This window comes from Microbacterium sp. YJN-G (genome assembly GCF_015040615.1).
GTDB lineage: Bacteria > Actinomycetota > Actinomycetes > Actinomycetales > Microbacteriaceae > Microbacterium.
Genome location: NZ_CP060402.1, coordinates 1,379,131 through 1,404,263 on the forward strand (window position 1 = coordinate 1,379,131; position 25,133 = coordinate 1,404,263).

Below are 25,133 nucleotides of genomic sequence, written 5' to 3' on the forward strand. Positions count from 1 at the left end.
TCAGCGACGGGCGCCGGCGATCCGCGACGAGAGCTGGTGGGCGTGCGCGAGCAGCGTGCGGCCCAGCTGGGGCAGCCGGTCCGGACCGAAGCGGAACTCCACGCCGGTGAGGCTCAGCGCCCACTCCGGCCGGCCCTCACGATCGAACACGGCCGCGCCGATTCCCCACGACCCCTCGACGATGAGCCCCGGGTTCACGGCATAGCCTCGCGACTTCGTCTCGCGCAGCCGGGTGCGCAGCGGCGCGATCCCGTGCGGCCGCCCCCAGCGCTCTTCGAGCTCGGGATGCCGCTCGAGGTACGCATCCACATCGTGGTCAGGCAGGAACGAGAGGATGGCCAGGCCGGCACTGGCGACTCCCAGCGGAAAGCGCACGCCCTCGCTGAGCACGAAGGAGCGGATGGGGAACGAGCCCTCCTCGCGCACCAGGCACACCGTCTCATCCGCCCGCCGGGTGGACAGGAACGCGCTCTCCTCGGTCTTCACCGCCAGCGAGCGCACGATGTCGCGGGAAAGCTCGGTGATGTCGTACCGTGACGCGGCGATCGTTCCCATAAGATACAGCTCGGGACCCGGCATCCACAGCGCCGTCGCGGGGTCCTGATCGACGAGCCCCTCCACCCGCAGCGCGGTGAGCAGCCGGTGCGTCGTGGAGCGGCTGAGATCGGCATCCCCGGCCAGCCGCTGCAGCGACGCGCCGTCCGCGGAGGCGGTGACCAGGCGCAGCAGCGCCGCCGCCCGCGCGACCGCCTGCGCACCCGGGACGGTGCGCCTGGCGGTGTTCGATGATTCCATGATGTGGACGCTAGTCGCCTGTGCGACCACATCGCAAGCATGCGCTTGCCCGTGCCGACCCGCCGGGCGGATGCTGGAGAGAACCATCACGAAGGAGTGCTCTGTGATCGACAAGCAGTTCTCATCAGCGGCGGACGCCGTCGCCGACATCCCCGACGGGGCCTCGCTGGCCGTCGGCGGCTTCGGGCTCTCCGGCAACCCGATGAAGCTCATCGAGGCCCTGCACGCGCAGGGCACGAGCGGGCTGAGCGTCGTCAGCAACAACTGCGGCGTGGACGACTGGGGGCTCGGCGTCCTGCTCGCCTCCCGCCGCATCCGCAAGATGACCTCGTCGTACGTCGGCGAGAACAAGGAGTTCGAGCGTCAGTTCCTCGAGGGCGACCTCGAGCTCGAGCTGACCCCGCAGGGCACCCTGGCCGAGAAGCTGCGCGCCGGCGGCGCCGGCATCGCCGCGTTCTTCACGCAGACCGGCGTCGGCACCCAGGTCGCCGAGGGCGGGCTGCCCCGGCGCTACAACCCCGACGGGACGATCGCGGTCGCCTCGCCGGTCAAGGAGGTGCGCGGGTTCGACGTGCGCGGCGAGCAGCGCGACTTCGTGCTCGAGGACTCCATCGCCACCGACTTCGCGCTCGTCCACGCGCTCAGGGGCGACCGGCACGGCAACCTGATCTTCAACAAGGCGGCCCGCAACTTCAACCCGCTCGCCGCCATGGCAGGCCGGGTCTGCATCGCCCAGGTCGAAGAGCTCGTCGAGCCGGGCGAGCTCGACCCCGACAGCATCCACCTGCCCGGCGTGTACGTGCATCGCGTCGTCGAGGTGGGCACCGGCATCGAGAAGCGCATCGAACGCCGCACCGTGCGCGCTTCGGCGGGCGCAGAGACCCAGGAAAGGGAGGTCTGACATGGCACTCACGCGTGACCAGATGGCGGCTCGTGCCGCTCGCGAGCTGACGGACGGCTCGTACGTCAACCTCGGCATCGGCCTGCCGACCCTCGTGCCCAACTACGTGCCGGACGACGTCACCGTGGTGCTGCAGTCCGAGAACGGCATCCTGGGCGTCGGTCCCTACCCGACCGAGGAGAACGTCGACCCGGATCTCATCAACGCCGGCAAGGAGACGGTCACGCTGCTGCCGGGCGCGGCCTTCTTCGACTCCGCGACGAGCTTCGGCATGATCCGCGGGGGCAAGATCGACGCCGCGATCCTCGGCGCCATGCAGGTGTCGGTGAACGGCGACCTGGCGAACTGGATGATCCCGGGCAAGATGGTCAAGGGACCCGGCGGCGCGATGGACCTCGTCCACGGCGCAGCACGGGTGATCATCCTGATGGAGCACGTCGCCAAGGACGGCTCCGCGAAGATCGTCAACGAGTGCTCGCTTCCGCTGACCGGCAGGGGAGTGGTGCACCGCATCATCACCGACCTCGCCGTGATCGACGTCACCGACGACGGGCTCGTGCTCGTCGAGACCGCTCCCGACGTCACCGTGCAGCAGATCATCGATGCCACCGAGCCGCCGCTGACGGTCTCGGAGGGCCTGAAGGAGAAGTCATCATGAGCGACATCGTCATCGTCGCCGCCGCCCGCACCCCGCAGGGACGCCTGAAGGGGCAGCTCGCGTCGTTCACCGCACCGCAGCTCGGATCGCTCGCCATCCGCGGCGCCCTCGAGCAGGCGGCCATCTCGCCCACCGACATCGACGCCGTCGTGATGGGGCAGGTGCTCGCGGCCGGATCCGGTCAGAACGCGGCCCGCCAGGCCGCGATCGGCGCGGGTATCGGCTGGGACGTGCCCTCCAGCTCGGTCAACAAGGTCTGCCTGTCGGGGCTGACCGCGATCATCGATGCCGCCCGCATGATCCGCACCGGCGACGCCACCACCGTGGTCGCCGGCGGCATGGAGTCCATGACCCGCGCACCGCACCTGCTGGTCGGCTCACGCGACGGCTGGACCTACGGCAGCATCGAGGTGCTCGACCACATGGCGTACGACGGGCTCACCGACGCGTACGACAGGGAGAGCATGGGCGCGTCGACGGAGCGGCACAACCCGCGGTTCGAGATGACCCGCGAGCGACAGGATGCCGTGGCCGCGCTCTCGCACCAGCGTGCAGCCGCAGGCCAGGGTACCGGGGTCTTCGACGCCGAGATCGTGCCCGTGACCGTGCCGCAGCGCAAGGGCGACCCGATCGTGCTCACCAAGGACGAGGGCGTGCGGCCCGACACGACCGTCGAGACCCTCGCGGGCCTGCGCCCGGCGTTCGCCGAGGGCGGCACCATCACCGCGGGCAACTCGTCGCAGATCTCCGACGGCGCCGCCGCGGTGATCGTGACCACTCGCGAGAACGCCCAGGCGAAGGGATGGTCCGTGCTGGCCGTCATCGGGGCGAGCGGGCAGACCGCCGGCCCCGACAACTCGCTGCAGGCGCAGCCGGCCCGCGCCGTCGAGCGCGCGCTCGAGAAGCAGGGGATCACCGCCGACCAGCTCGATCTCGTCGAGATCAACGAGGCCTTCGGCGCCGTGGTCGCGCGTTCGCAGGAAGAGCTCGGCCTGTCCGGAGACATCGTGAACGTGCACGGCGGCGGGATCGCCATCGGGCATCCGATCGGCGCCAGCGGTGCGCGGCTGGTCGTGCACCTCGCGCACGAACTGGCCAAGCGCGGCTCGGGCACTGCGGTCGCCGCGCTCTGCGGCGGCGGCGGTCAGGGAGAGGCCTTGGTCCTCACACGTTGACGATGACGGGCTGAGTCCGCGCCGATGACCGCGCGGGCTCAGCCCGCGCCCTGTGGCGGGCTCAGCCCCTTGCGATGCGCGCGACCTCGTCGCGACGCTTCTCACGGCGCTCGCGCTTGTCGGGCTTGGGTGCGAAAGGCGAGTCCACCGCTACCGGCAGGCCCTTCTCCTGCCGGCGCATGTCCTTGATGGCGCCGAGCGCGAGGGCGAAGGTGATCGCCCAGCTCGCCCAGGCGAGCACGGCCCGCCAGGTGATCGCCTGGCCGCGCGAGCCGCGCAGCAGTGTCACGCCGGTGGTGATGGCGCTGAAGAGTCCGGTGCGAAGCAGATAGCGCATCCCCCCACGCTACCCGGCGTCGCGAGGATGACGAACGGGTTGACTCCGGGCGTTTCCCTGTGCCGCAGAAGGAATAGGCTAGGTGAGCCTAACCTTCGAAAGGAACCCCGATGCACGCCTCCGGCCTGCGCTCCGTCGCGCTCCTCGCATCATTGGCCTCGATCGCAGCCGTCACGGCCTGCGCCCCCGCCGGGGAAGGCGGAGCCGCGGATGCCGATGCGCTGATCATCTACAACGCGCAGCACGAGCAGCTGACCGAGGAGTGGACTGCGGTGTTCACCGAGGAGACCGGCATCGAGGTGGTGCTGCGCAACGGCGGCGACAGTGAGCTGGGCAGCCAGCTGGTGCAGGAGGGGGATGCCTCTCCTGCCGACGTGTTCCTGACCGAGAACTCGCCGGCGATGTCGCTGGTCGAGCAGGCGGGCCTCTTGGCCCCGGTCGACGACGCGACCCTCGAGGTCGTCCCGCAGCAGTTCCGTCCCAGCAGCGGAGCGTGGACCGGCATCGCGGCACGCGACACTGTGCTGGTCTACAATCCCGACCTCATCTCGGAGGACGAGCTGCCCGACTCGATCATGCAGCTGCAGGACCCGCAGTGGAAGGGCAAGTGGGGAGCGGCGCCGGGTGGGGCGGACTTCCAGGCCATCGTCTCGGCCATCCTCGCCACCGAGGGTGAGGAGGCCGCTGCGGCGTGGCTGGCGGGGATGCAGGAGAACGCCGAGAAGTACCGCAACAACATCGTCACCATGAAGGCCGTCAACGACGGCGAGGTTCCGATGGGGATCATCTACCACTACTACTGGTACCGCGATCAGGCCGACACGAAGGAGAGCAGCGGGAACACCGCGCTGCACCGCTTCGCAGCCGGCGACCCCGGCGCCTTCGTGAGCATCTCCGGCGGCGGGGTGCTCGCCTCCAGCGACCACCCCGAAGAGGCGCAGCAGTTCCTGTCCTGGCTGGTCGGCGAGAGCGGGCAGACGATCCTCGGAGAGGGCTACAGCTACGAGTACCCGGTCGCCAGCGGCATCCCGCCGCGCTCGCCGCTTCCGCCGCTGGAATCCCTCGGCGCGCCCGAGATCGATCCGTCCGTGCTCAACGGGCCGACCGTGATCGACCTGATGACCGAGGCGGGCCTGCTCTGAGCGCAACCCCGGTGACCACGACCGCGGCGCGCACAGACCCGGGGCACACGACCCCGGCGCGCGCCCCCCGTGGTCGTGCGCCACGGCCGGGTGCGCGACGATACCCGTGGATGCTCGCCGCCGCGGTGGCGGCGATGGCGGCGTTCGCGCTGATCCCGGTCGGCTACGTCGTCATCTCCAGTGCGCAGACCGGCGCTGCGCGGCTGGCACAGCTGCTGCTGCGCCCGCGTGTCGCGGAGCTCACCGTCAACACGGTGCTGCTGGTCGTGCTGGGGATCGGCGCCGCCCTCGTCATCGGCATCGGCGGTGCCTGGCTGGTCGAGCGCACCGTGATGCCCCTGCGCCGCGTCTTCGCCGTGGCGCTGGCCGCGCCGCTGGCCGTGCCGGCGTTCGTGATGAGCTACGGCTGGGCCACGGTCGCCCCGGGGCTCGACGGGCTGGGCGGGGCCGTGCTCATCTCGGCGTGCGCCTACTCGCCGCTGGTGTACCTGCCGGCCGTGGCGGCGCTGCGCGGTCTGGATCCCGCCCTCGAGGAGTCGGCCCGGTCGCTGGGACTCGGCCCCTGGCGGGTGTTCCTGCGGGTCGTGCTCCCTCAGCTGCGCCTCGCGGCGCTCGGCGGCGGGCTGGTGGTGGGTCTGCATCTGCTTGCCGAGTACGGCGCCTTCGCCTTCCTGCAGTTCGACACCTTCACGACGGCGATCATGGTGGCCTACCAGTCGAACTTCGGCGGAGCGAACGCCGCCGCGCTCGGCATCGTGCTGACCGGGCTCTGCCTGGTGCTCGTGCTCGCCGAGACGCGGATGCGCGGCGGCGCCCGCCTGTCGCGCACCGCCGCGAACCGCCCGGCCACCCGGGCGGCGCTCGGACCCTGGGCCGTTCCCGCCGTGATCGGGCTGCTGGCGTTCATCTGCGCGGCGCTGATCGTGCCGCTGTCGTCGGTGCTGCGCTGGGGGCTGCGCACGGATGCCGGCGACTGGGCCGCCGTGACACCGGCCGCCGTGCAGACAGTGCTGCTCGCCGTCGGCGCCGCACTCGCCTGCGCGGCCGTCGCGCTGCCGGTCGCGTGGCTGGCCGTGCGGCACCGCCGCAGACTCAGCATGATGCTGGAGGGCGGCTTCTACCTCGCAGGCAGCCTGCCGGCGATCATCGTCGCACTCGCCCTGGTCGGTGTCGCACTGCAGGCCGCGCCGGGCCTGTACCAGACCGCCGCGACGGCGATAGCGGCCTACGTGATCCTGTTCCTGCCGCGCATCCTCGTGCCGCTCCGTGCCGGCCTGGCGCAGATCCCGCCCGAATGGGAGGAGGCCGCGCGCTCGCTCGGGACGCCTCCGATGCTCGCGCGGCTGCGTGTCACCGCGCCGCTGCTCGCCCCCGCCGTCGCGAGCGGAGCGGCCCTGGTCGCCCTGGGCGCCGCCAACGAGCTCACCGCGACGCTGCTGCTGGCCCCGATCGGCACCGAGACCATCGCGACCGGGTTCTGGTCGGCGGCATCCGCCATCGACTACATCGCCGCCGCCCCTTACGCACTCACACTGATCGTGATCTCGGTGCCTGCGGTGCACCTGATGTTCACGGAAGCGACGTCGAGAGGCAGCGCATGACACTCCAGCTCAACGGCATCCGGCGCTCGTTCGGTGCGGAACCGGTGCTCGACGGCGTCACGTTCGAGGTGCCGACCGGGTCGCGGATGGCCCTGGTGGGGGCCTCAGGCAGCGGCAAGAGCACGCTGCTGCGGCTGATCGCGGGCTTCGACCGCCCCGATTCGGGGAGCATCGTCCTCGACGGGACCACCCTGGCCGACGACCGCGTACTGGTCCCCGCGCACCGTCGCGGCATCGGCTACGTGCCGCAGGACGGGGCGCTCTTCCCGCACCTGAGCGTCGCGCGCAACATCGGCTTCGGGCTGCCCCGCGGCCCGCACCGTGCCGCCCGTGTGCGCGAGATGATGGCGCTGACCTCGCTGGCTCCCGAACTCGCCGACCGGGCCCCGCACGAGCTCTCCGGCGGGCAGCAGCAGCGCGTCGCGCTGGCGCGCGCGCTCGCCCCGGCGCCGAAGGTGCTGCTGCTCGACGAACCGTTCAGCGCCCTCGACACCGCACTGCGCATGCAGACCCGCGAGGCGACCATCGAGATCCTGGAGCGCACCGAGGTGACGACGGTGCTGGTCACGCACGATCAGGATGAGGCACTGTCGTTCGGCGACCTCATCGGCGTCGTCGGCGCGGGCGGACTGGCCCAGCACGGCGAGCCGGCGACGGTGTTCGACGCGCCCTCCGACCGGGCGACCGCCGAGTTCCTGGGCGCAGCCGTGCACCTGCCGGCGCGGCGGCTCGACGAGGATGCGATCGTGTGCGCGCTCGGGCCGGCAGGCGTGCGGCACGACCTGTCGGGAGGGGCGGCCGAGGTCGCCGCGATGTTCCGCCCCAGCCAGCTCGAGATTGTCGCCGACGGGGACGCCGCCGGTCAGGCGACGATCACCGCACGCCGCGCGATCGGCGCCCGCACCGAGCTGCGCGTCGACATCCACGGCGCCGAGGGCGTGCGGGTGTGGATCCAGGTGCCCACCCACCGCGCCGCGGTGACGATCGACGGCGACGCCGTCAGTCTCCGGATCGCAGGCGGGGTCGTGCTGTATCCGGCATCCGACGACGCGCTGCAGCGCCACTGAGCGCCGCAGACCCGCTCAGCAGTCGCGAGATCCGCCGGTGGATCGCCCACGCCGCGATCCCGACGATCAGTGACAGCAGGGTTCCCACCAGCGGTGCCGTGCGCTCGAACGGCGGGTACACCACCCAGTGGGTCAGGTAGATGAACAGCGACGCCTGCGCGATGAGCGTGATCGGCGGCCGCAGCCAGCCGGGCACGCGCACGGCGGCGACCCAGATCAGCAGCAGGACCCCTGCGGCGATGATGCCCTCGCGCAGCGGATCGCCGAAGAATCCGGGGACGAGGACCACGGCCAGCACCGAGGCGACGACCCGCCGGCGGATGCTGTCGGCGCGGGCGATCACCCAGCCCAGGGCGATGCACCACAGCACCGTCGGCACGGCGTAGCGCTCGACGTGCTCGGCCGGCGACGCCCCCAGCAGTGTGAGACGGACGGCGACGGTCACCGCCAGCGCGCCCAGCGCGAACGCCCACGGCGCGGCGCGCTCGATCCGGTCGATGCGGGCCGAGGCGAACAGGGCGACCAGCGGCAGCATCGTCCACACCATCGCCTCGAGGAACCAGAACTGCCACTGCTCGCTCCACAGCCCGTCCGAGGGCATCGCACCGTTGACCAGCAGCACGGTCGGCAGGGCGTACTTGCCGCTGATCAGCGCGACCGCACCGATCCACAGCACCGCCGGGATGACGACCTGCGCCGCCGCGGCGAGCAGTCGCCGAGACCGGGAGCCGGGGGCGGGCGAGAGCGCGAAGCGGGCGAGGTTGTAGCCGGCGACGATGAGCAGCAGATGCGCACCGCCCTTGAGCGAGAAGTCCTCACCCAGGAACAGGTCGGCGTGCGTGCCGACGATCAGCACGATCGCGATCGCCCGCAGCAGCACCGGCGTCTCGAGGGCGGGCAGGTTGCGCAGCCGCCCGGCACCGGCGCGCCGGCGGCGTGGAGCGGCATCATCCGCGTCCGCGGACCTCGCGGATGCCGCGGGCGACGAGGGTGCCACCAGGCCCGCGAGCTCGACGGCGGTCAGCGACGGCCAGTCGCGGGGGAGCGGTCCGATCAGTTCCTCGAGCCGCACGGATGCCTCCACGTAGCTCAGCGAGTCGCCGCCCAGGGTGGAGAAGCTGTCCGACTCGGCGGCATCCGGTCGCCCGGTGCAGACCCCGAGCACCGTGCGGACCTGCTCGGCGGTGGCGCCGCCGGCATCCGCCGGCTCAGCGCCGGTCTGCAGCGCGGTGACCGCGCGGTGGTGGGCCAGCAGCGCGGCGTTGTCCGGTTTGCCCGAGGAGGTGACGGGGAACGCGTCGACGATGTGCACGGTGACGGCGGATGCAGGCAGCCCGAGCCGCGCCGAGACCACCCGGTTCGCCGCAGCGGCATCCCGCCCGTCGTGGACGAAGACGAGCAGCTCCTCGCCGTCGGCGGCGGTGCGCGCGGCGATGCCGTCCTGCCCGAGAAGGGCCTGCACCCGGTCGAGGTCGATGCGCAGCCCGAAGATCTTCACGAAGCGGTTCATCCGCCCGACGATCTCGACGTAGCCGTCGTCGCGCCAGCGCGCCAGATCGCCGGTGCGCAGCTCGTCGACGGTGCGACCGAGAGCGAGGTCCGCCGGCGACTCCGCATAGCCGAGCATGACGTTCGGCCCCGAGTACACCAGCTCCCCGGCATCCGAGCCGTCGACCGCATCGATGCGGAACGAGCCCCCGGGGATCGCGCGCCCGATGGACCCGGCGCCGCTGATGGCATCCTCCGGCGGCAGGTACGACATGCGGGCCGTGGCCTCGGTCTGGCCGTACATCGTGATGAACTCGAACCCGCGCTCGCGTCCGGCCGCCGCCAGCGCCCGCACCCGGTCGGCCGGCAGCCGGCCGCCGGCCTGCGTCAGATAGCGGATGCCGTCGGGCAGCCGATCCACCCCGCCGACCGCGTCGAGCAGGTCGAAGGTGTACGGGACCCCGGCGATGCCCGTGACCCCCGTCTCGGCGGCGCGGAGCCAGAACGCCTCGTCCGACACCGAGCGGTCGGTGAGCACGAGGCCCGCGCCGGCGAGCAGGTGGCTGTTGATGACCGAGAGGCCGTAGCAGTAGTGCATCGGCAGCGAGGTGATCGCGCGGTCGCCGGGAGTGATGCGCAGGTACTCGACGATCGCCTCGGCGTTGGCCAGCAGCGATGCGGCCGAGATGCGCACCAGCTTGGGTGAGCCGGTCGAGCCCGAGGTGCTCATCAGCAGCGCCAGATCGTCGTGCAGCTCGTGGATCGTGCCCTCGCGGACGGGACGCACGACGCCGTCGGCGAGGATCGCGTCGGGGTCGAATCGTTCCCGCAGCGTCGCCCGGGTCGACGCGGATGCCGTGTCATCGCCGCCGGGGGCGAGCAGCACCGGATGCCCGCCGGCGAGGGCACCCGCATACGCCGCGATGCTCGCGCTGGTGTTGCCCGCCTCGAGCATCACCAGCCGCCTGGTCTCACCCAGCTCGAGCCGGATCGCGTCGGCGCGACGGCCGAGATCCGCATAGCTGATCGGCCCGTCGTCGGTCCACAGGGCGATGGCGGCGGGGTCGCCGCGGAGCAGGTCCGCGGCGGGAGCGGTGGGGAGAGGGAGCACGGGTCCTCGCTTCCGGTTCAGCAAGGTGAGCCTAACCTATCCTGAGAGCCCGAAACGAGGGCATGACGCTAGAATGATGATGACCGCCGGCCCAGGCCGGCGTGCTTCCACTGTGTATCTACCGGCCGCCGGCATCCCGGCGGACAGCGGCGGCACCCGACCCGGCGTCGCAGCACTCCGCTCGCGACGCCCGAGAGCCATGACACAGACCACCACGTCGTCGCCGAGCCTGCTGCGTCTCGCCGGCCTGCCCTACTTCGTCATCGCGTTCATCGCGCGTCTGCCCTTCGCGATGATGGTCGTCGGCGTGCTGACGATCGTCGTCACCGTGCGCGGTTCGCTCTCCCTCGGCGGCATCACCTCGGCCGCGGTCGGCGTGGGCACCGCGCTGATCGGCCCCTTCCTCGGAGCGGCGGCCGACCGGTACGGCCAGCGACCCGTGCTCGTCGCCGCCGCGGTGCTGAACTCCGTCATGCTCGCCGCCTTCGCGGCGGTGGTCTACAGCCCGCTTCCGGAGAGCCTGATCCTGCTCACCGCACTCGCGATCGGTGCCACCGCACCCCAGGTCGCGCCGATGTCGCGTTCCCGGCTGGTCACCATCATCGACGAGCGGATGCCGCGTGAGCGCCGCATCCGCACCACCTCGGCGACCATGTCGTACGAGTCCGCCGCCGACGAGACCGTCTTCGTCTTCGGCCCGTTCCTCGTCGGCGCGCTCGCCTCGCTCATCGCGCCGTGGGCGCCGATCGTGATCGCCGCAGCACTCACCCTGATCTTCGTGGGCGCCTTCGCCCTGCACCCCACCGGCCGGCACGTGTCCGCGACGCGCGGTGCCGGGGGAGCGGCGCCGTCCGCCGTCTCGGAGCTGTTCCGCCCCAGCCTGATCGTCGTCGTGCTCGGCATCCTCGGCGTCGGGCTGTTCTTCGGGGCGACCCTCACCGCGCTCACCTCGTTCATGGCAGACCGGGGTGCGGCCGAGCAGGCAGGGCTCCTGTACGGCGTCATGGGCATCGGTTCGGCGATCCTCGCGCTGGGAGTGGCCTGGCTGCCTCCACGGTTCACCCTGCACGCACGCTGGCTCGTCTTCGGCAGCATCCTGCTGGCCGGATCGGCGCTCGTGGCCACGGCATCCTCGGTGGGGATGATGACGATCGCCCTCGCCCTTCTCGGCATCGGCGTGGGGCCGACCCTGGTCACGCTGTACAGCCTCGGCGCCGCACGCAGCCCGCTGGGACGCTCGGCCACGGTCATGACCATGCTCGGCTCGGCCGTGATCGTGGGGCAGGCCGCGGCCTCGGCGATCACCGGCGGACTCGCCGAGAGCACCGGCACCGCGGCCGCCCTGCTGTTGCCGCTCGTCGCCTCCGCGATCGTGGTCGGCTCGGGCATCGCGAACCGCCTGCTTGCGACATCCCGCTCCTGACCCGCGCGGGCCTGGGTAGCCTGGGAGGACCGAGCAGAGGAGTCCCATGGTCGCCGCACAGTTCGTCGTGGTCGCGAATCGCCTTCCCGTCGACAGGGTGGTGACCGCCGACGGCGAGGAGATCTGGCGCACCTCGCCGGGCGGCCTCGTGGCCGCACTCGAGCCGATGATGCACGCCGTCGACGGAGCCTGGGTCGGCTGGCCGGGCATGCCCGACCTCGAGCTCGAGCCCTTCGACGCCGACGGCATCCGCCTCATCCCGGTCGCGCTCAGCGAGCGCGACATCGAGGACTACTACGAGGGCTTCTCGAACGACACGATCTGGCCGCTGTACCACGACGTGATCGCCCCGCCGCAGTACCACCGCGAGTGGTGGGAGGCCTACGTCTCCGTGAACCTGCGCTTCGCCGAGGCCGCCGCCGAGGCCGTCGCCGAGGGCGGCACGGTGTGGGTGCACGACTACCAGCTGCAGCTCGTGCCCGAGATGGTGCGCAGCCTGCGGCCCGACGTCACGATCGGCTACTTCCACCACATCCCGTTCCCCGCCCACGGGCTGTACGCGCAGCTGCCCTGGCGCGACCAGGTGCTGCGCGGCCTGCTCGGCGCCGACGTGATCGGCTTCCAGCGCGCACAGGATGCCGCGAACTTCCTCGCCGCCGCCAAGCGGCGGCTGGACGGCGAAGTCAAGGCGAGCTCGATCACGCTGCCGGGCGGCCACCGCACGATCGTGAAGGCGTTTCCCATCTCGATCGACACCACCCCGTACCGCGAGCTCGCGCAGCGCCCCGACATCCGCGCCCGCGCCGTCGAGATCCGCGAGGGGCTCGGCAACCCCAGGCACATCCTCCTCGGCGTCGACCGGCTCGACTACACCAAGGGCATCAGGCACCGCATCAAGGCGTACGGTGAACTGCTCGACCAGGGCCGGATCTCGGTCGAGGACGTCGCCTTCGTGCAGGTCGCGAGCCCGAGTCGCGAGCGGGTGGACGCGTACATGCAGCTGCGCGACGAGGTCGAGCTCGCGATCGGCCGCATCAACGGCGACCACGACACGCTCGGCCACACCGCGATCCGCTACCTGCATCAGGGGTTCCCGCGCGAGGAGATGGTCGCGATGTACCTGGCCGCCGACGTGATGCTCGTCACGGCGCTGCGCGACGGCATGAACCTCGTCGCCAAGGAGTACGTCGCCACCCGGGCCGACAACCGCGGCGTGCTCGTCCTCAGCGAGTTCACCGGTGCTGCCGACGAGCTGCGCCAGGCCGTGCGCGTCAATCCGCACGACATCGAGGGCGTCAAGGACGCCATCGTCGCTGCGATCGAGATGCCGCGCGCCGAGCAGGCCAGACGGATGCGGTCATTGCGCAAGCGCGTACTCGAGCACGACGTCACGGCGTGGTCGCAGTCCTTCCTCAGAGCACTCGAGCACGCCGCCCACCACCGCCGCACCACCGAGGGGAAAGCATGACCCGCGACTGGACACCCGGAACCACCGATCCGGCCATCACCGCGATCGCACGCACACCCGTGCTGCTGATCGCGCTCGACTTCGACGGGACGGCGGCCCCGCTCGTCCCCGAGCCGATGAGCGCGCGGGCGCTGCCCGAGATCGCCGACGCCGTCGCACGGCTCACCGCAATGCCGTCGACCTTCGTGGCGTACGTGTCGGGCCGCAGCCTGGTGCACCTGCGCGAGATCGCCGAGCACCTCGACGACTCCTCGGTGATCCTCGCCGGCTCGCACGGCGCGCAGTACTGGTACCCCGGCCAGGGCGAGGCCGATGTGCAGGAGGCCGCACACGAGCGCGAGCTGCGCGAATCGCTGTTCCAGGAGCTCGAGCCGCTGCTGACCGCCTACCCGGGTGTCGAGCTGGAGCGGAAGACCTTCGGCGTCGGCATCCACGGCCGCCCGGCCGCGCGCGACGTAGAGCGGGCCGCCTTCGCCGCCGTCGACGAGGTACTCGCCCGCCGTGCGGCGCGCTGGCGCCGCCGCACCGGCGACCGCATCCTGGAATTCTCCTCCCGCGACGAGGGGAAGGATGCCGCGATCGCGGCACTGCGCGAGCACACCGGCGCGACCGGCATCCTCTTCGCCGGCGACGACGTCACCGACGAGGATGCGATGGGCGTGCTCGGCCCCGGCGACCTGGGCGTCCGGGTCGGCGCGGGGGATACCTCGGCGACCCTTCGTGTGGGATCCCCACAGGAGATCGCCGCGCTCCTGGGCGTCATCGCGAACGAGCGCGGCTCCGGTCGGGAATAGACTTCCGTCATGTCCTCCCACGAAGCTCACTCCGGTGCGCCCGGCGCGCCCTCTGAAATCGACATCAAGCCGCGCAGCCGAGTCGTCACCGACGGCATCGAGGCGACCACCTCCCGGGGCATGCTCCGTGCCGTCGGCATGGGGGATGCGGACTGGGACAAGCCCCAGATCGGCATCGCCTCGAGCTGGAACGAGATCACCCCGTGCAACCTGAGCCTCGACCGGCTCGCACAGGGCGCCAAGGAGGGCGTGCACTCGGGCGGCGGCTACCCCCTGCAGTTCGGCACCATCTCCGTCTCCGACGGCATCTCGATGGGCCACGAGGGCATGCACTTCTCGCTCGTCTCGCGCGAGGTCATCGCCGACTCGGTCGAGACGGTCATCATGGCCGAGCGCCTCGACGGCACCGTGCTGCTCGCCGGCTGCGACAAGTCGATCCCCGGCATGCTCATGGCCAGCGCGCGCCTGGGCCTGTCGAGCGTCTTCCTCTACGCCGGCTCAATCGCGCCCGGCTGGGTGAAGCTCTCGGACGGCACCGAGAAGGAGATCACGATCATCGACTCCTTCGAGGGCGTCGGCGCGTGTCGTGCCGGTCGCATGACCGAAGAGGACCTCAAGCGCATCGAGTGCTCCTTCGCCCCCGGTGAGGGCGCGTGCGGCGGCATGTACACCGCCAACACCATGGCATCCGTCGCCGAGGCGCTGGGCCTCAGCCTGCCGGGCTCGGCCGCGCCGCCCTCGGCAGACCGCCGCCGCGACTACTACGCGCACCGCTCGGGCGAGGCCGTGGTGAACCTGCTGCGTCAGGGCATCACCACCAAGGACATCCTCACCAAGGAGTCGTTCGAGAACGCGATCGCCCTGGCGATGGCGCTCGGCGGTTCGACCAACGTCGTGCTGCACCTGCTCGCCATCGCGCGCGAGGCCGGCGTCGAGCTGAGCCTGCACGACTTCAACCGCATCGGCGACCGCACCCCGCACGTGGGTGACATGAAGCCGTTCGGCCAGTACGTCATGAACGACGTCGACCGCCACGGCGGCATCCCGGTGATCATGAAGGCCATGCTCGACGAGGGCCTGATCCACGGCGACGCGCTCACCGTGACCGGCAAGACCGTCGCCGAGAACCTGCGCGACCTGAACCCCGACCCCATCGACGGCGAGGTCATCCGCAGCTTCGACAACCCGATCCACACCTCCGGCGGAATCACGATCCTGCACGGCTCGATGGCGCCCGAGGGTGCGGTCGTGAAGTCGGCCGGCTTCGACGCCGACGTCTTCGAGGGCCCCGCACGCGTGTTCGAGCGCGAGCGCGCCGCCATGGACGCCCTCGCGGCAGGCGAGATCAACGCCGGCGACGTCGTGGTGATCCGCTACGAGGGCCCCAAGGGCGGCCCCGGCATGCGCGAGATGCTCGCCATCACCGGCGCCATCAAGGGCGCGGGGCTCGGAAAAGATGTACTACTCTTGACGGACGGACGATTCTCAGGCGGCACAACCGGCCTGTGCATCGGCCACATAGCACCCGAAGCGGTCGACGCAGGTCCGATCGCCTTCGTGCGCGATGGTGATCTGATACGGGTCGATATCGCGGCTCGCTCCCTCGAGCTACTCGTCGAGGAGGCGGAGCTGACCTCCCGCCGCTCTGGCTGGGAGCCCCTTCCCCCGCGCTATACCCGTGGCGTCCTTGCCAAGTACTCGCGTCTCGTGCGCTCCGCAGCTGAGGGAGCGACGACCGGCTGAGCGCTGGCGACCGCCTGTCTCACGACGGGCCGAATCGACAACGACGATCATCAAGGAATGAAATGACTCCTTCAGACTCCGCACCGGCCGTGCCACGGCCGCCCGCGCGGCCCTCGGCGGCCCCCGAGATCTCCGGAGCAGAAGCGGTCGTCCGCTCGCTCGAGAAGCTGGGCGTCACCGACGTCTTCGGCATCCCGGGCGGGGCGATCATGCCGGTGTACGACCCGCTGATGGACTCCTCCGGGGTGCGCCACGTGCTGGTGCGCCACGAGCAGGGCGCCGGTCACGCGGCCGAGGGCTATGCCGCGGCATCCGGCCGGGTCGGCGTATGCATCGCGACCTCCGGTCCCGGGGCGACCAACCTCGTCACCGCGATCGCCGACGCGTACATGGACTCCATGCCGCTCGTGGCGATCACGGGTCAGGTGTTCTCGACGCTGATGGGAACGGATGCGTTCCAGGAGGCCGACATCGTCGGCATCACCATGCCGGTCACGAAGCACTCCTTCCTGGTCAAGCGCGCCGAGGACATCCCCGGTGCCCTCGCCGCCGCGTTCGAGATCGCCTCGACCGGTCGCCCCGGTCCGGTGCTGGTGGACATCACCAAGGATGCCCAGCAGGACGTGGTGCCCTTCACCTGGCCGCCGAAGATCGATCTGCCCGGGTACCGTCCGGTGACCAAGGCGCACGGCAAGCAGATCCAGGCGGCGGCGAACCTGATCGCCGAGGCGAAGAAGCCGGTGCTGTACGTCGGCGGCGGCGTCGTGCGCGGGCGTGCATCCGAGCAGCTGCTCGTGCTGGCGGAGTCGACGGGTGCGCCCGTCGTCACCACGCTGATGGCCCGCGGCGCGTTCCCGGATTCGCACCCGCAGCACCTCGGGATGCCGGGGATGCACGGCACGGTGCCTGCAGTGCTGGCACTGCAAGAGTCCGACCTGATCGTCTCGCTCGGGGCGCGGTTCGACGACCGCGTCACGGGCAAGGCCGCGCTGTTCGCCCCGAACGCGAAGGTCGTGCACGTCGACATCGACCCTGCCGAGATCTCCAAGATCCGCACCGCCGATGTGCCGATCGTGGGCGACGTGCGCGACGTGCTCGTCGACCTCGACACGGCGTTCCGCAGCGCGATCGGCGGCGGCAAGCCCGACACCGAGGAATGGTGGTCGTACCTCGACGGGCTGCGCGCCGAGTTCCCGCTCGGCTACTCGCAGCCCGAGGACGGCCTGATGTCGCCGCAGTACGTGATCCAGCGGATCGGCGAGCTGACCGGCCCCGAGGCCATCTACGCGGCCGGCGTCGGTCAGCACCAGATGTGGGCGGCGCAGTTCATCAAGTACGAGCGCCCCAACTCGTGGCTCAACTCCGGCGGCGCCGGCACCATGGGCTACTCCGTTCCTGCCGCCATGGGTGCCAAGGTCGCCGAGCCCGACCGCGTCGTCTGGTCGATCGACGGCGACGGATGCTTCCAGATGACCAACCAGGAGCTAGCCACCTGCGTCATCAACAACATCCCGATCAAGGTCGCGATCATCAACAACTCGTCGCTGGGCATGGTGCGCCAGTGGCAGACGCTGTTCTACGACGGACGTCACTCGAACACCGACCTGAACACCGGCCACGGCACGGTGCGGGTGCCCGACTTCGTCAAGCTCGCCGAGGCCTACGGCTGCCTCGCCCTGCGGGTGGAGACCGAGGAAGAGGTCGACGCGGCGATCAAGACGGCACTCGAGACCAACGACCGGCCCGTCGTGATCGACTTCGTCGTGAGCGCCGACGCCATGGTGTGGCCGATGGTGCCGCAGGGTGTCAGCAACAGCTATGTCCAGTACGCGCGTGACCACGCCCCGGCATTCGATCAGGAGGACTGAACCATGGCATCGCATGTGCTGAGCCTGCTGGTCGAGAACACCCCGGGTCTGCTGACCCGCGTGGCCGGGCTGTTCGCCCGTCGTGGATTCAACATCGAGTCGCTCGCCGTCGGCGTGACCGAGGTGCCGGGCATCTCGCGGATCACCGTCGTCGTCGACGTCGAGGAGCTGCCCCTCGAGCAGGTCACCAAGCAGCTGAACAAGCTGATCAACGTCATCAAGATCGTCGAGCTCGAGCCGTCGTCGTCGGTGCAGCGGGAGCACATGCTCATCAAGGTGCGCACCGACAACAACACCCGCTCGAACGTGCTCGAGGTCGTGAACCTGTTCCGCGCATCGGTCGTGGACTACGCCACGGACGCCCTGGTGATCGAGGTCACCGGCGACCAGGGCAAGGTCCAGGCGCTGCTGCGCGCCCTCGAGCCCTTCGGCATCAAGGAGCTCGCCCAGTCGGGCCTGCTCGCCATCGGCCGGGGCGGCAAGAGCATCACCGAGCGCGTCCTGCGCGGCTGACACCCCCCAAGAACCCGGGTCCCTGAGCCTGTCGAAGGGCCCCGCACAACCACACACGGATTCTGGGTCCCTGAGCCTGTCGAAGGGCCCCGCACAACCACACACGGATTCTGGGTCCCTGAGCCTGTCGAAGGGCCCCGCGAACGCAAATCACAACCAAGGAGAAACACACGTGAGCACCGAGATCTTCTACGACGACGACGCCGATCTGTCGATCATCCAGGGCAAGAAGGTCGCGATCGTCGGCTACGGCTCGCAGGGCCACGCCCACGCGATGAACCTGCGTGACTCGGGCGTCGAGGTCACCATCGCCCTCAAGGAGGGCTCGAAGTCGATTGCCAAGGCCGAGGAGGCCGGGTTCCCGGTCAAGAACGTCGCCGACGCCACCGAGTGGGCCGACGTCATCATGATCCTCGCGCCCGACCAGCATCAGCGCACCATCTACAACGAGTCGATCAAGGACCGCCTGACCGCGGGCAAGGCGCTCGCGTTCGCGCACGGCTTCAACATCCGCTTCGGCTACATCGACGCTCCCGAGGGCGTCGACGTCATCCTCATCGCACCGAAGGCCCCCGGCCACACCGTGCGCCGCGAGTTCGTCGCCGGCCGCGGCATCCCGGACATCATCGCCGTCGAGCGCGACGCGACCGGTGGCGCCTGGGCGCTGGCGCTGTCGTACGCCAAGGCCATCGGCGGCACCCGTGCCGGCGTCATCAAGACGACCTTCACCGAAGAGACCGAGACCGACCTGTTCGGCGAGCAGGCCGTGCTCTGCGGTGGCATGAGCCACCTGGTGCAGGCCGGTTTCGAGACGCTCGTCGAGGCGGGCTACCAGCCGCAGATCGCGTACTTCGAGGTGCTGCACGAGCTCAAGCTCATCGTCGACCTGATGTGGGAGGGCGGCATCGCCAAGCAGCGCTGGTCGATCTCGGACACCGCCGAGTTCGGCGACTACGTCTCGGGTCCGCGCGTCATCGACGCCGGAGTCAAGGAGCGCATGCAGGGCGTTCTCGCCGACATCCAGTCGGGTGCTTTCGCCAAGCGCTTCATCGACGACCAGGACAACGGCGCCCAGGAGTTCCTGGCGCTGCGCGAGAAGGAGCAGGGTCACCCCATCGAGGTGACCGGCAAGGAGCTGCGCTCGCTGTTCGCCTGGAAGTCGCAGGACGAGGACTACGTCGAGGGCAGCGCCGCGCGCTGACATCGGTTCGATCAGAAGGGGCATCCCGTACGGGGTGCCCCTTCTTCGTGTCGGGCGCACGAGACATCCGATGTCTGTGCCAGGATGGTGCAATGCGACAGCAATGGTTCGATGACGCCCGTTTCGGAATGTTCGTGCACTTCGGCATCTACAGCGTGGCGGCGCGCCACGAGTGGGTGCAGAGCTACGAGCGCCTCACCGATGAGGAGTACCGCCCGTATTTCGAGCACTTCGACCCCGACCTGTTCGACGCCAGGGCTCTCGCTCGCACGGCCAGGGAGGCCGGCATGGGCTACGTGGTGCTCACCACCAAGCACCACGACGGCTTCTGCCTGTTCGAGTCCGCCCTCACCGATTTCTCGTCGCAGACCACCTCGAGCCGCGATCTGGTGCGCGAGTTCGTCGAGGCGGTGCGCGCCGAGGGGCTGAAGGTCGGCCTGTACCACTCCGTCATCGACTGGCATCATCCCGACTTCACGGTCGACTGGAACCACCCGCGGCGCGACGATGAGAACGCCGCCGCGCTCAACGAGGGGCGGGATCTGAGTCGCTACCGCGAGTACCTGCACGGGCAGGTGCGCGAGCTGCTCACCGGCTACGGCGAGATCGACTACCTGTTCTTCGACTTCACCTATCCCGAGAGCCGCGACGGCTGGGCGGGCAAGGGCCCCGAGGTGTGGGATGCCGAGCGGATGCTGGCGATGTGCCGCGAGCTTCAGCCGAACATGCTCGTCAACGACCGCCTCGGCATCCCGGCCGACTTTGTGACGCCCGAGCAGTATCAGCCCACCTCGCCGCTGACCGTGGACGGCGAGCCGCAGGTGTGGGAGGCCTGCCAGACGCTCAACGGCTCATGGGGCTACCACCGCGACAACACCGATCAGAAGTCGTCGACCCTGCTCGTGCAGATGCTCGCCGACTCGGTGTCGATGGACGGCAACATGCTGCTGAACATCGGCCCCGACGGACGCGGCGCGATCGCCCCGCGCGACGCGCGGACGCTCGGTGAGATCGGGGAGTGGATGCGGCTGCACCGCAACGCGATCGTGGGTGCGGGTCATGCGGAGTTCACGCCGCCGCGCGAGGGCGTCTACACCCGCCGCGGCGACCGGCTGTACCTGCACCTGTTCAGCTGGCCGCTCGGATTCGTGCACCTGCCCGACCTCGCGGGGAAGGTCTCGTTCGCGCGCCTGCTCGACGACGGCTCGTGGCTGAAGACCTCGGTGATCGACCCCGGTCAGCAGGCGACGCACATGACGCCGGCGGGCGAGGCCGAGGGCACGCTGACCGTCCACCTTCCCGTGCGCCGTCCCGACGTGCTCATGCCGGTGATCGAACTCACCCTGACGGGGGAGTAGCAGACGGACGCCGTTGCAGCCGGGATCGCACCCGGCCGGCAACGGCGTCCGGGTCCGCTGCCGGTCAGGCGGCTGCGGGCACCTCGAGGGTGTCGAGCGCGAGGCGCGCCGCGCCCAGAATGATCGCGTCGGCGCCGGTGCTCGCGGCCTCGATCCGCAGGCGCTGGGTCACCAGCGGGTGGCATGCCTCGTAAACTCGACTGCGCACGGCGGCCAGGAACGGCTCGGAGGCGCTCATGCTGCCGGTGAGGAACACGGCGTGCGGGTTGAAGAAGTTCACCACGCCCGACAGCGCCTGGCCGAGGTGGGTTCCGGCGGTGCGCACCAGGGTCGTCGCGACGGGGTCGGCGTCACGGGCGAGGGCCAGCACCTGCTCGGTGGTGCGGATGCCGTCGGCGCCGCGTTCGCGCATCTGCCGCACCAGGCTGGCGCCGCTGGCGACGGTCTCGAGGCATCCGGTGTTGCCGCACGAGCACGGCACGTCACCGCTGCCGTCGATGCGGGTGTGGGTGATGTCGCCGGCGGCGCCGGTGGCACCCCTGTGCACCGACCCGTCGACGATGATCCCGCTGCCGATCGCGGTGCCCGCCTTGACGGTGATGCTGTGCTGTGCGGTGCCGAACTGCTCGCGATGCTCGCCGAGCGCGGCGAGGTTGGCGTCGTTGTCGACCGCGACAGGCACTCCGTAGCGCTCACGAAGATGCTCGCCGACACGGAAGCCGGGCCAGCCCGGCATCCGCGACGGCTGATCGACCGCTCCCGTCTCGATGTCCACCGGACCGGGCAGGCTGATGCCGATGGCCCGCACGATGGAGCCTGTGATCAGCCGGTCCAGCGCCTCGCTGACGATCCGCAGCGTGGCCTCCGGCCCCTGGGTGAGGTCGACGGGCAGGGTCTCGACGCGCTGCATGGCGCCGGACAGTCCGTGACGGCCGATACGGGCGTGGCGTCCGCCCAGGTCGGCGGTGAGGACGATGCCGCCGTCCTCGGCGACCCGCAGCATCCGAGGCCGGCGCCCTCCACGCGAGCTGCCCTCGCCGGCCTCCTGCAGCAGCCCGGCATCGAGCAGGGACTGCACGCGCAGACCGACGGTGGAGGCTGCGAGTCCGAGCTGGGTGGCGAGCTGCGTGCGCGAGCGAGCCTGCCCGCTGGCGACGAGGTCCAGGATGCGACGGGCGTCGTCGGGTACGGCGTTGGACATTCTGCTCGCCTCTCGGCCCGCATCGGGCGACGGTGTGGATACATCGGATGTTCAGGTTGCGCTTCGTGTCGAATCATGACACGGTAACTTCCTGCAAAACAGTAGCAGGTTGTTTCGATAGCCGAAGCAACTCCCGACAAGAACACTTTCTGCAAGGAGCATTCAATGAAGAAGATGCGGATGGGTGCCGTGGCCGCCATCGCGGGCGTCGCAGTCGCCGTGACCGGTTGCGCGTCCGGCGGCGGCTCGAACGGCGCCGGCGGCTCGGACGACACGATCGTCGTCGACATGTGGGCGGGCAGCGAGGACGACACCGCGGCGCTCGAGGCTCAGATCGCGATCGCGAAGGAGCAGAACCCCGATCTGAAGATCGAGCTGCGCACGGCTCCCTGGGGTGACTTCTTCACCAAGCTCACGACCAACATGGCCTCGGGCAGCATGGCCTGCGTCACCGGGATGAACTCGGGCATGCTCTCGGGCTACACGGCCGGTTTCGTCAAGCTCACCGCCGACGACCTCAAGACCGCCGGCCTGGCCGAGGACGACTTCGCACCCGGCGCGACCGAGATCCTGAAGAACAAGGGCGACCTGTACGGCCTGCCCTTCGACGTGGCGACCATGCTCACGTACTACAACGAGGACATGCTCACCGCCGCCGGCGCCGATCTGCCGAAGGTCGGCTGGACGTTCGACGACTTCGAGGCCATCGCCAGGAAGGCCACCACGGGCGGCAAGCACGGCTTCGCCGTCGGCATGGGTGACTTCCAGTGGCAGGCGATGCCGATCGCCCGCTCGGGCACGCAGCCGGTCGCCGAGGACGGCACGCTGCAGCTCACCGACAAGGGCTTCGCCTCGGCAGCCGAGTGGTACGCAGGCCTGGTCACCGACGCCGGTGTCGCCGCCCCCGTGGCCTCGGCATCCGACGGCGGCTGGGGCGAGAACCAGTACACCGGTCAGAACGCGGCCATGGCCGTGGATGGCACGTGGAACGCGGTCGGCTACCTCAACAACGACGCGGGCTTCAAGGCAGGCATGGCGCCTCTGCCCACCGGTGACGAGGGCAACCTGAGCCTCATCCTCGGTTCCGGCTACGGCATCGCCGAATCGTGCGAGAACAAGGAAGCCGCACTCAAGGTGCTCGGCTCGCTGCTCTCCAAGGACGCGCAGGACTACATCGCCTCCTCGGGCCGCAGCTACCCGGCGCGCGCCGAGAGCCAGCCGCTGTACTTCGAGTCCATCGGCGAGCAGCACCGCGAGCAGGTGAAGTCGGTGTTCGAGGCCGCTTTCGAAGACGTGCAGGGCCAGTACGTGTCGGACAACTGGGCCAAGGTCGGCACCTTCGTGCAGCCCGAGCTCGTGAGCGTGTACAACGGTCAGGCCTCGATGACGGACGTCCTCGGCTCGGCCCAGCAGCAGTTCGGCAACTGACAGAGATCAACCGGGGCTGCGGCCCCGCGAAGGAACACAGAGATGACCATCACGACAGCTCCACGTCGTCGCCGGTCGTTCGCCAAGGACGAGGCGCGCCAGGCGCTGGGCTTCGCAAGCCCGGCCCTGGTGGGCCTCGCCCTCTTCACGATCGTGCCCGTCGTCTTGTCCATCGTGATGAGCTTCTTCGACTGGCCGACGTTCGGTGAGCGCACCTTCAACGGCGGTGCGAACTATGCCCGCCTGTTCGAGGACCCGAACTTCCTGCCCGCACTGCGGAACACCCTGGTGTTCACCGTGCTCTATGTTCCGGTGAGCATCGCGCTCTCGCTGGCGCTGGCTCTGGGCCTCGGCCCGCGCATCCGCGGGCGCGGCGCACTGCGTGTGCTGTTCTTCATCCCGGTCGTGACGCCCATGGTGGCCAACGTGCTGGTGTGGAAGATGCTCCTGCAGCCGCAGGGTCTGTTCAACGGTCTCGCCCAGACCTGGTTCGGCGCCGAGCTGCCCAACTTCCTCGCCGACCGGCAGTGGGCGATGATCATGGTCGTCGTCATGAGCGTCTGGCAGGGACTCGGCTACAACATGCTGATCTTCTCGGCGGCTCTCGAGCAGCTGCCCGAGAGCGTCGTGGAGGCCGCGCGCATCGACGGAGCGCGCGGGCTGCGGATGATCTGGAGCGTGATGATCCCGATGATCTCGCCGGCGATCTTCTTCGCCACGATCATGACGATGATCACCTCGCTGCAGGTGTTCGTGCAGCCGCAGATGCTCACCGGCGGAGGCCCGGGCAACGCCACCATGCCGCTGGTCATGTGGATCTACAACCAGGGCTTCAAGTTCCAGGACCTCGGTCTGGCAGCGGCCGGCGCGTGGATCCTGTTCGCACTCATCATCATCATCACCGCCCTGCAGTTCGGCGCACAGAAGAAGTGGGTGCACTATGAGCACTGACACCGTCATCGACCGCCCTGCGCCCCTCGACGCGACCGAGCACGTCGAGCCCGAGCGGCGCACGGGCCGTGAGCCGGCGACCCGCGGGTCGAGGGTGCGGACCGCGATCGGCCATGTCGTCATCTACCTGGCCGCAGCCGTGTTCATGCTGCCGCTGGTGTACGCGTTCTTCTCGGCACTCAAGCCCAACGGCGACATGTTCGCGATGCCGCCGAGCCTGTTCGGCTCCGAGATCCGCTGGTCCAACTTCGCCGAGGTGTTCGCCTACGGGCCATTCTGGACCTACATCTTCAACTCGCTCTTCGTCGCCGTCGCCGGTACGGCAGTGGTGCTCGTCGTCTCGGCGACAGCCGGCTACGCGTTCGGGCGGCTGCGCTGGAAGGGCAGGGACGCGGTGTTCGTGCTGTTCCTGGCCACCCTGATGGTCCCCGCCGAGGTGCTGGTCATCCCGATGTTCCAGGTCATGCAGTGGTTCGGCTGGGTCGACACGTTCCAGGCGCTGATCTTCCCGTTCGCCTTCACCGCCTTCGGCACCTTCCTGATGCGCCAGTTCTTCCGCGGCATCCCCTTCGAGCTCGAAGAGGCTGCGCGCGTGGACGGGGCCGGTCCCATCCGCAGCTTCCTGCAGATCATCCTGCCGCTGTCGACCTCGGCGATCGCCGTGCTCGCGGTGTTCACCTTCCTGTCGTTCTGGAACAGCTACCTGTGGCCGCTGATCGTCACCGTCGACTACGCCGCGCACGGCACGCTGCCGGTGGGTCTGGCCAGCTTCTCGGGGCTGACCGGAACCAGGTGGGACCTGCAGATGGCCGCCTCGATCATCTCGATGATCCCGACGACCATCCTCGTCATCGCGCTGCAGAAGCACCTGGTCAAGGGCATCGCCATGGCCGGCCTCGGCGGGCGCTGA

The 25,133-nt window shown here is 70.0% G+C and carries 22 protein-coding genes; 18 read left to right on the top strand and 4 right to left on the bottom strand.

Annotated features, from left to right (window positions below; all coding sequences use genetic code 11):
• Entirely contained in the window at nucleotides 1–795 is a 795-nt protein-coding gene (locus H7694_RS06450) for an IclR family transcriptional regulator (protein WP_193598699.1), read from the bottom strand.
• A 103-nt stretch (nucleotides 796–898) separates the two neighbouring features.
• Here H7694_RS06450 and H7694_RS06455 point away from each other — a divergent pair, with 103 nt between their 5' ends.
• The 3 genes from H7694_RS06455 to H7694_RS06465 are packed head-to-tail and all read left to right on the top strand — an operon-like array spanning nucleotide 899 to nucleotide 3,529.
• On the top strand, nucleotides 899–1,696 hold the full coding sequence (locus tag H7694_RS06455; protein WP_193598700.1) for a CoA transferase subunit A: 798 nt from the start codon (nucleotides 899–901) through the stop codon (nucleotides 1,694–1,696).
• Between the two features lies 1 nt (nucleotide 1,697).
• On the top strand, nucleotides 1,698–2,354 hold the full coding sequence (locus tag H7694_RS06460) for a CoA transferase subunit B (protein ID WP_193598701.1): 657 nt from the start codon (nucleotides 1,698–1,700) through the stop codon (nucleotides 2,352–2,354).
• Complete coding sequence (locus tag H7694_RS06465) at nucleotides 2,351–3,529, top strand: acetyl-CoA C-acetyltransferase (protein ID WP_193598702.1); 1,179 nt, start codon at nucleotides 2,351–2,353, stop codon at nucleotides 3,527–3,529. The genes H7694_RS06460 and H7694_RS06465 overlap by 4 nt, the downstream gene beginning before the upstream one ends.
• Before the next feature lie 61 nt (nucleotides 3,530–3,590).
• Here the strand turns inward: H7694_RS06465 and H7694_RS06470 are convergent, their stop codons facing one another.
• A complete protein-coding gene (locus H7694_RS06470; protein WP_193598703.1) occupies nucleotides 3,591–3,866 on the bottom strand; it encodes a hypothetical protein in 276 nt (91 codons plus the stop codon).
• Nucleotides 3,867–3,976: 110 nt separating this feature from the next.
• Between H7694_RS06470 and H7694_RS06475 the strand changes: the two genes are divergently transcribed.
• From H7694_RS06475 to H7694_RS06485, 4 genes are all read left to right on the top strand, one after another.
• Complete coding sequence (locus tag H7694_RS06475; protein ID WP_193598704.1) at nucleotides 3,977–5,008, top strand: iron ABC transporter substrate-binding protein; 1,032 nt, start codon at nucleotides 3,977–3,979, stop codon at nucleotides 5,006–5,008.
• 75 nt (nucleotides 5,009–5,083) lie between these two features.
• Nucleotides 5,084–5,161 (top strand): hypothetical protein, encoded by a 78-nt coding sequence (locus H7694_RS17855; protein WP_227468373.1) that lies wholly within the window; start codon nucleotides 5,084–5,086, stop codon nucleotides 5,159–5,161.
• A complete protein-coding gene (locus tag H7694_RS06480) occupies nucleotides 5,143–6,609 on the top strand; it encodes an ABC transporter permease (protein WP_227468374.1) in 1,467 nt (488 codons plus the stop codon). Before H7694_RS17855 ends, H7694_RS06480 begins: the two co-directional genes overlap by 19 nt.
• Nucleotides 6,606–7,676, top strand: a complete 1,071-nt coding sequence (locus H7694_RS06485) for an ABC transporter ATP-binding protein (RefSeq protein ID WP_193598706.1) — start codon at nucleotides 6,606–6,608, stop codon at nucleotides 7,674–7,676. The genes H7694_RS06480 and H7694_RS06485 overlap by 4 nt, the downstream gene beginning before the upstream one ends.
• Here the strand turns inward: H7694_RS06485 and H7694_RS06490 are convergent.
• Nucleotides 7,609–10,275 carry an AMP-binding protein gene (locus tag H7694_RS06490; RefSeq protein WP_193598707.1) on the bottom strand — a complete coding sequence of 889 codons (2,667 nt, stop codon included), beginning with the start codon at nucleotides 10,273–10,275 and terminating at the stop codon, nucleotides 7,609–7,611. The genes H7694_RS06485 and H7694_RS06490 overlap by 68 nt on opposite strands.
• A 199-nt stretch (nucleotides 10,276–10,474) precedes the next feature.
• Here H7694_RS06490 and H7694_RS06495 point away from each other — a divergent pair, with 199 nt between their 5' ends.
• The 8 genes from H7694_RS06495 (at nucleotide 10,475) to H7694_RS06530 (ending at nucleotide 20,643) form a co-directional block, all read left to right on the top strand.
• Nucleotides 10,475–11,698, top strand: coding sequence for an MFS transporter (locus H7694_RS06495; protein WP_193598708.1), 1,224 nt, complete (start codon nucleotides 10,475–10,477; stop codon nucleotides 11,696–11,698).
• A 46-nt stretch (nucleotides 11,699–11,744) separates the two neighbouring features.
• Nucleotides 11,745–13,166, top strand: coding sequence for an alpha,alpha-trehalose-phosphate synthase (UDP-forming) (locus H7694_RS06500; protein ID WP_193598709.1), 1,422 nt, complete (start codon nucleotides 11,745–11,747; stop codon nucleotides 13,164–13,166).
• Complete coding sequence (gene otsB / locus H7694_RS06505; protein ID WP_193598710.1) at nucleotides 13,163–13,960, top strand: trehalose-phosphatase; 798 nt, start codon at nucleotides 13,163–13,165, stop codon at nucleotides 13,958–13,960. The genes H7694_RS06500 and otsB overlap by 4 nt, the downstream gene beginning before the upstream one ends.
• A 9-nt stretch (nucleotides 13,961–13,969) precedes the next feature.
• Complete coding sequence (gene ilvD / locus H7694_RS06510; RefSeq protein ID WP_193598711.1) at nucleotides 13,970–15,703, top strand: dihydroxy-acid dehydratase; 1,734 nt, start codon at nucleotides 13,970–13,972, stop codon at nucleotides 15,701–15,703.
• A 62-nt stretch (nucleotides 15,704–15,765) separates the two neighbouring features.
• The gene (locus H7694_RS06515; RefSeq protein WP_193598712.1) at nucleotides 15,766–17,571 is read left to right on the top strand and encodes an acetolactate synthase large subunit; all 1,806 of its coding nucleotides are present in this window, start codon (nucleotides 15,766–15,768) and stop codon (nucleotides 17,569–17,571) included.
• Between the two features lie 3 nt (nucleotides 17,572–17,574).
• On the top strand, nucleotides 17,575–18,084 hold the full coding sequence (gene ilvN, locus H7694_RS06520) for an acetolactate synthase small subunit (RefSeq protein WP_193598713.1): 510 nt from the start codon (nucleotides 17,575–17,577) through the stop codon (nucleotides 18,082–18,084).
• Nucleotides 18,085–18,208: 124 nt separating this feature from the next.
• Nucleotides 18,209–19,285: a ketol-acid reductoisomerase gene (ilvC, locus tag H7694_RS06525; RefSeq protein ID WP_227468375.1), complete on the top strand. Its 1,077-nt coding sequence runs from the start codon at nucleotides 18,209–18,211 to the stop codon at nucleotides 19,283–19,285.
• Nucleotides 19,286–19,377: 92 nt separating this feature from the next.
• Complete coding sequence (locus tag H7694_RS06530) at nucleotides 19,378–20,643, top strand: alpha-L-fucosidase (RefSeq protein WP_193598715.1); 1,266 nt, start codon at nucleotides 19,378–19,380, stop codon at nucleotides 20,641–20,643.
• A gap of 64 nt (nucleotides 20,644–20,707) precedes the next feature.
• Here H7694_RS06530 and H7694_RS06535 read toward each other — a convergent pair whose 3' ends face one another.
• Entirely contained in the window at nucleotides 20,708–21,844 is a 1,137-nt protein-coding gene (locus H7694_RS06535; RefSeq protein ID WP_193598716.1) for an ROK family transcriptional regulator, read from the bottom strand.
• Nucleotides 21,845–22,009: 165 nt separating this feature from the next.
• Between H7694_RS06535 and H7694_RS06540 the strand changes: the two genes are divergently transcribed.
• The 3 genes from H7694_RS06540 to H7694_RS06550 are packed head-to-tail and all read left to right on the top strand — an operon-like array spanning nucleotide 22,010 to nucleotide 25,133.
• Nucleotides 22,010–23,272, top strand: a complete 1,263-nt coding sequence (locus H7694_RS06540; protein ID WP_227468321.1) for an ABC transporter substrate-binding protein — start codon at nucleotides 22,010–22,012, stop codon at nucleotides 23,270–23,272.
• A 42-nt stretch (nucleotides 23,273–23,314) separates the two neighbouring features.
• Nucleotides 23,315–24,223 (top strand): carbohydrate ABC transporter permease, encoded by a 909-nt coding sequence (locus H7694_RS06545; RefSeq protein WP_193598717.1) that lies wholly within the window; start codon nucleotides 23,315–23,317, stop codon nucleotides 24,221–24,223.
• Nucleotides 24,213–25,133, top strand: coding sequence for a carbohydrate ABC transporter permease (locus tag H7694_RS06550; protein ID WP_193598718.1), 921 nt, complete (start codon nucleotides 24,213–24,215; stop codon nucleotides 25,131–25,133). The genes H7694_RS06545 and H7694_RS06550 overlap by 11 nt, the downstream gene beginning before the upstream one ends.

Bases quoted from the DNA above. Each gene is read 5' to 3' on its own strand.
- H7694_RS06450 (WP_193598699.1), bottom strand. From the start codon at position 795: ATGGAATCATCGAACACCGCCAGGCGCACCGTCCCGGGTGCGCAGGCG.
- H7694_RS06460 (WP_193598701.1), top strand. From the start codon at position 1,698: ATGGCACTCACGCGTGACCAGATGGCGGCTCGTGCCGCTCGCGAGCTG.
- H7694_RS06465 (WP_193598702.1), top strand. From the start codon at position 2,351: ATGAGCGACATCGTCATCGTCGCCGCCGCCCGCACCCCGCAGGGACGC.
- H7694_RS06470 (WP_193598703.1), bottom strand. From the start codon at position 3,866: ATGCGCTATCTGCTTCGCACCGGACTCTTCAGCGCCATCACCACCGGC.
- H7694_RS06475 (WP_193598704.1), top strand. From the start codon at position 3,977: ATGCACGCCTCCGGCCTGCGCTCCGTCGCGCTCCTCGCATCATTGGCC.
- H7694_RS06480 (WP_227468374.1), top strand. From the start codon at position 5,143: ATGGCGGCGTTCGCGCTGATCCCGGTCGGCTACGTCGTCATCTCCAGT.
- H7694_RS06485 (WP_193598706.1), top strand. From the start codon at position 6,606: ATGACACTCCAGCTCAACGGCATCCGGCGCTCGTTCGGTGCGGAACCG.
- H7694_RS06495 (WP_193598708.1), top strand. From the start codon at position 10,475: ATGACACAGACCACCACGTCGTCGCCGAGCCTGCTGCGTCTCGCCGGC.
- H7694_RS06500 (WP_193598709.1), top strand. From the start codon at position 11,745: ATGGTCGCCGCACAGTTCGTCGTGGTCGCGAATCGCCTTCCCGTCGAC.
- otsB (WP_193598710.1), top strand. From the start codon at position 13,163: ATGACCCGCGACTGGACACCCGGAACCACCGATCCGGCCATCACCGCG.
- ilvD (WP_193598711.1), top strand. From the start codon at position 13,970: ATGTCCTCCCACGAAGCTCACTCCGGTGCGCCCGGCGCGCCCTCTGAA.
- H7694_RS06515 (WP_193598712.1), top strand. From the start codon at position 15,766: ATGACTCCTTCAGACTCCGCACCGGCCGTGCCACGGCCGCCCGCGCGG.
- ilvN (WP_193598713.1), top strand. From the start codon at position 17,575: ATGGCATCGCATGTGCTGAGCCTGCTGGTCGAGAACACCCCGGGTCTG.
- H7694_RS06530 (WP_193598715.1), top strand. From the start codon at position 19,378: ATGCGACAGCAATGGTTCGATGACGCCCGTTTCGGAATGTTCGTGCAC.
- H7694_RS06535 (WP_193598716.1), bottom strand. From the start codon at position 21,844: ATGTCCAACGCCGTACCCGACGACGCCCGTCGCATCCTGGACCTCGTC.
- H7694_RS06540 (WP_227468321.1), top strand. From the start codon at position 22,010: ATGAAGAAGATGCGGATGGGTGCCGTGGCCGCCATCGCGGGCGTCGCA.
- H7694_RS06545 (WP_193598717.1), top strand. From the start codon at position 23,315: ATGACCATCACGACAGCTCCACGTCGTCGCCGGTCGTTCGCCAAGGAC.
- H7694_RS06550 (WP_193598718.1), top strand. From the start codon at position 24,213: ATGAGCACTGACACCGTCATCGACCGCCCTGCGCCCCTCGACGCGACC.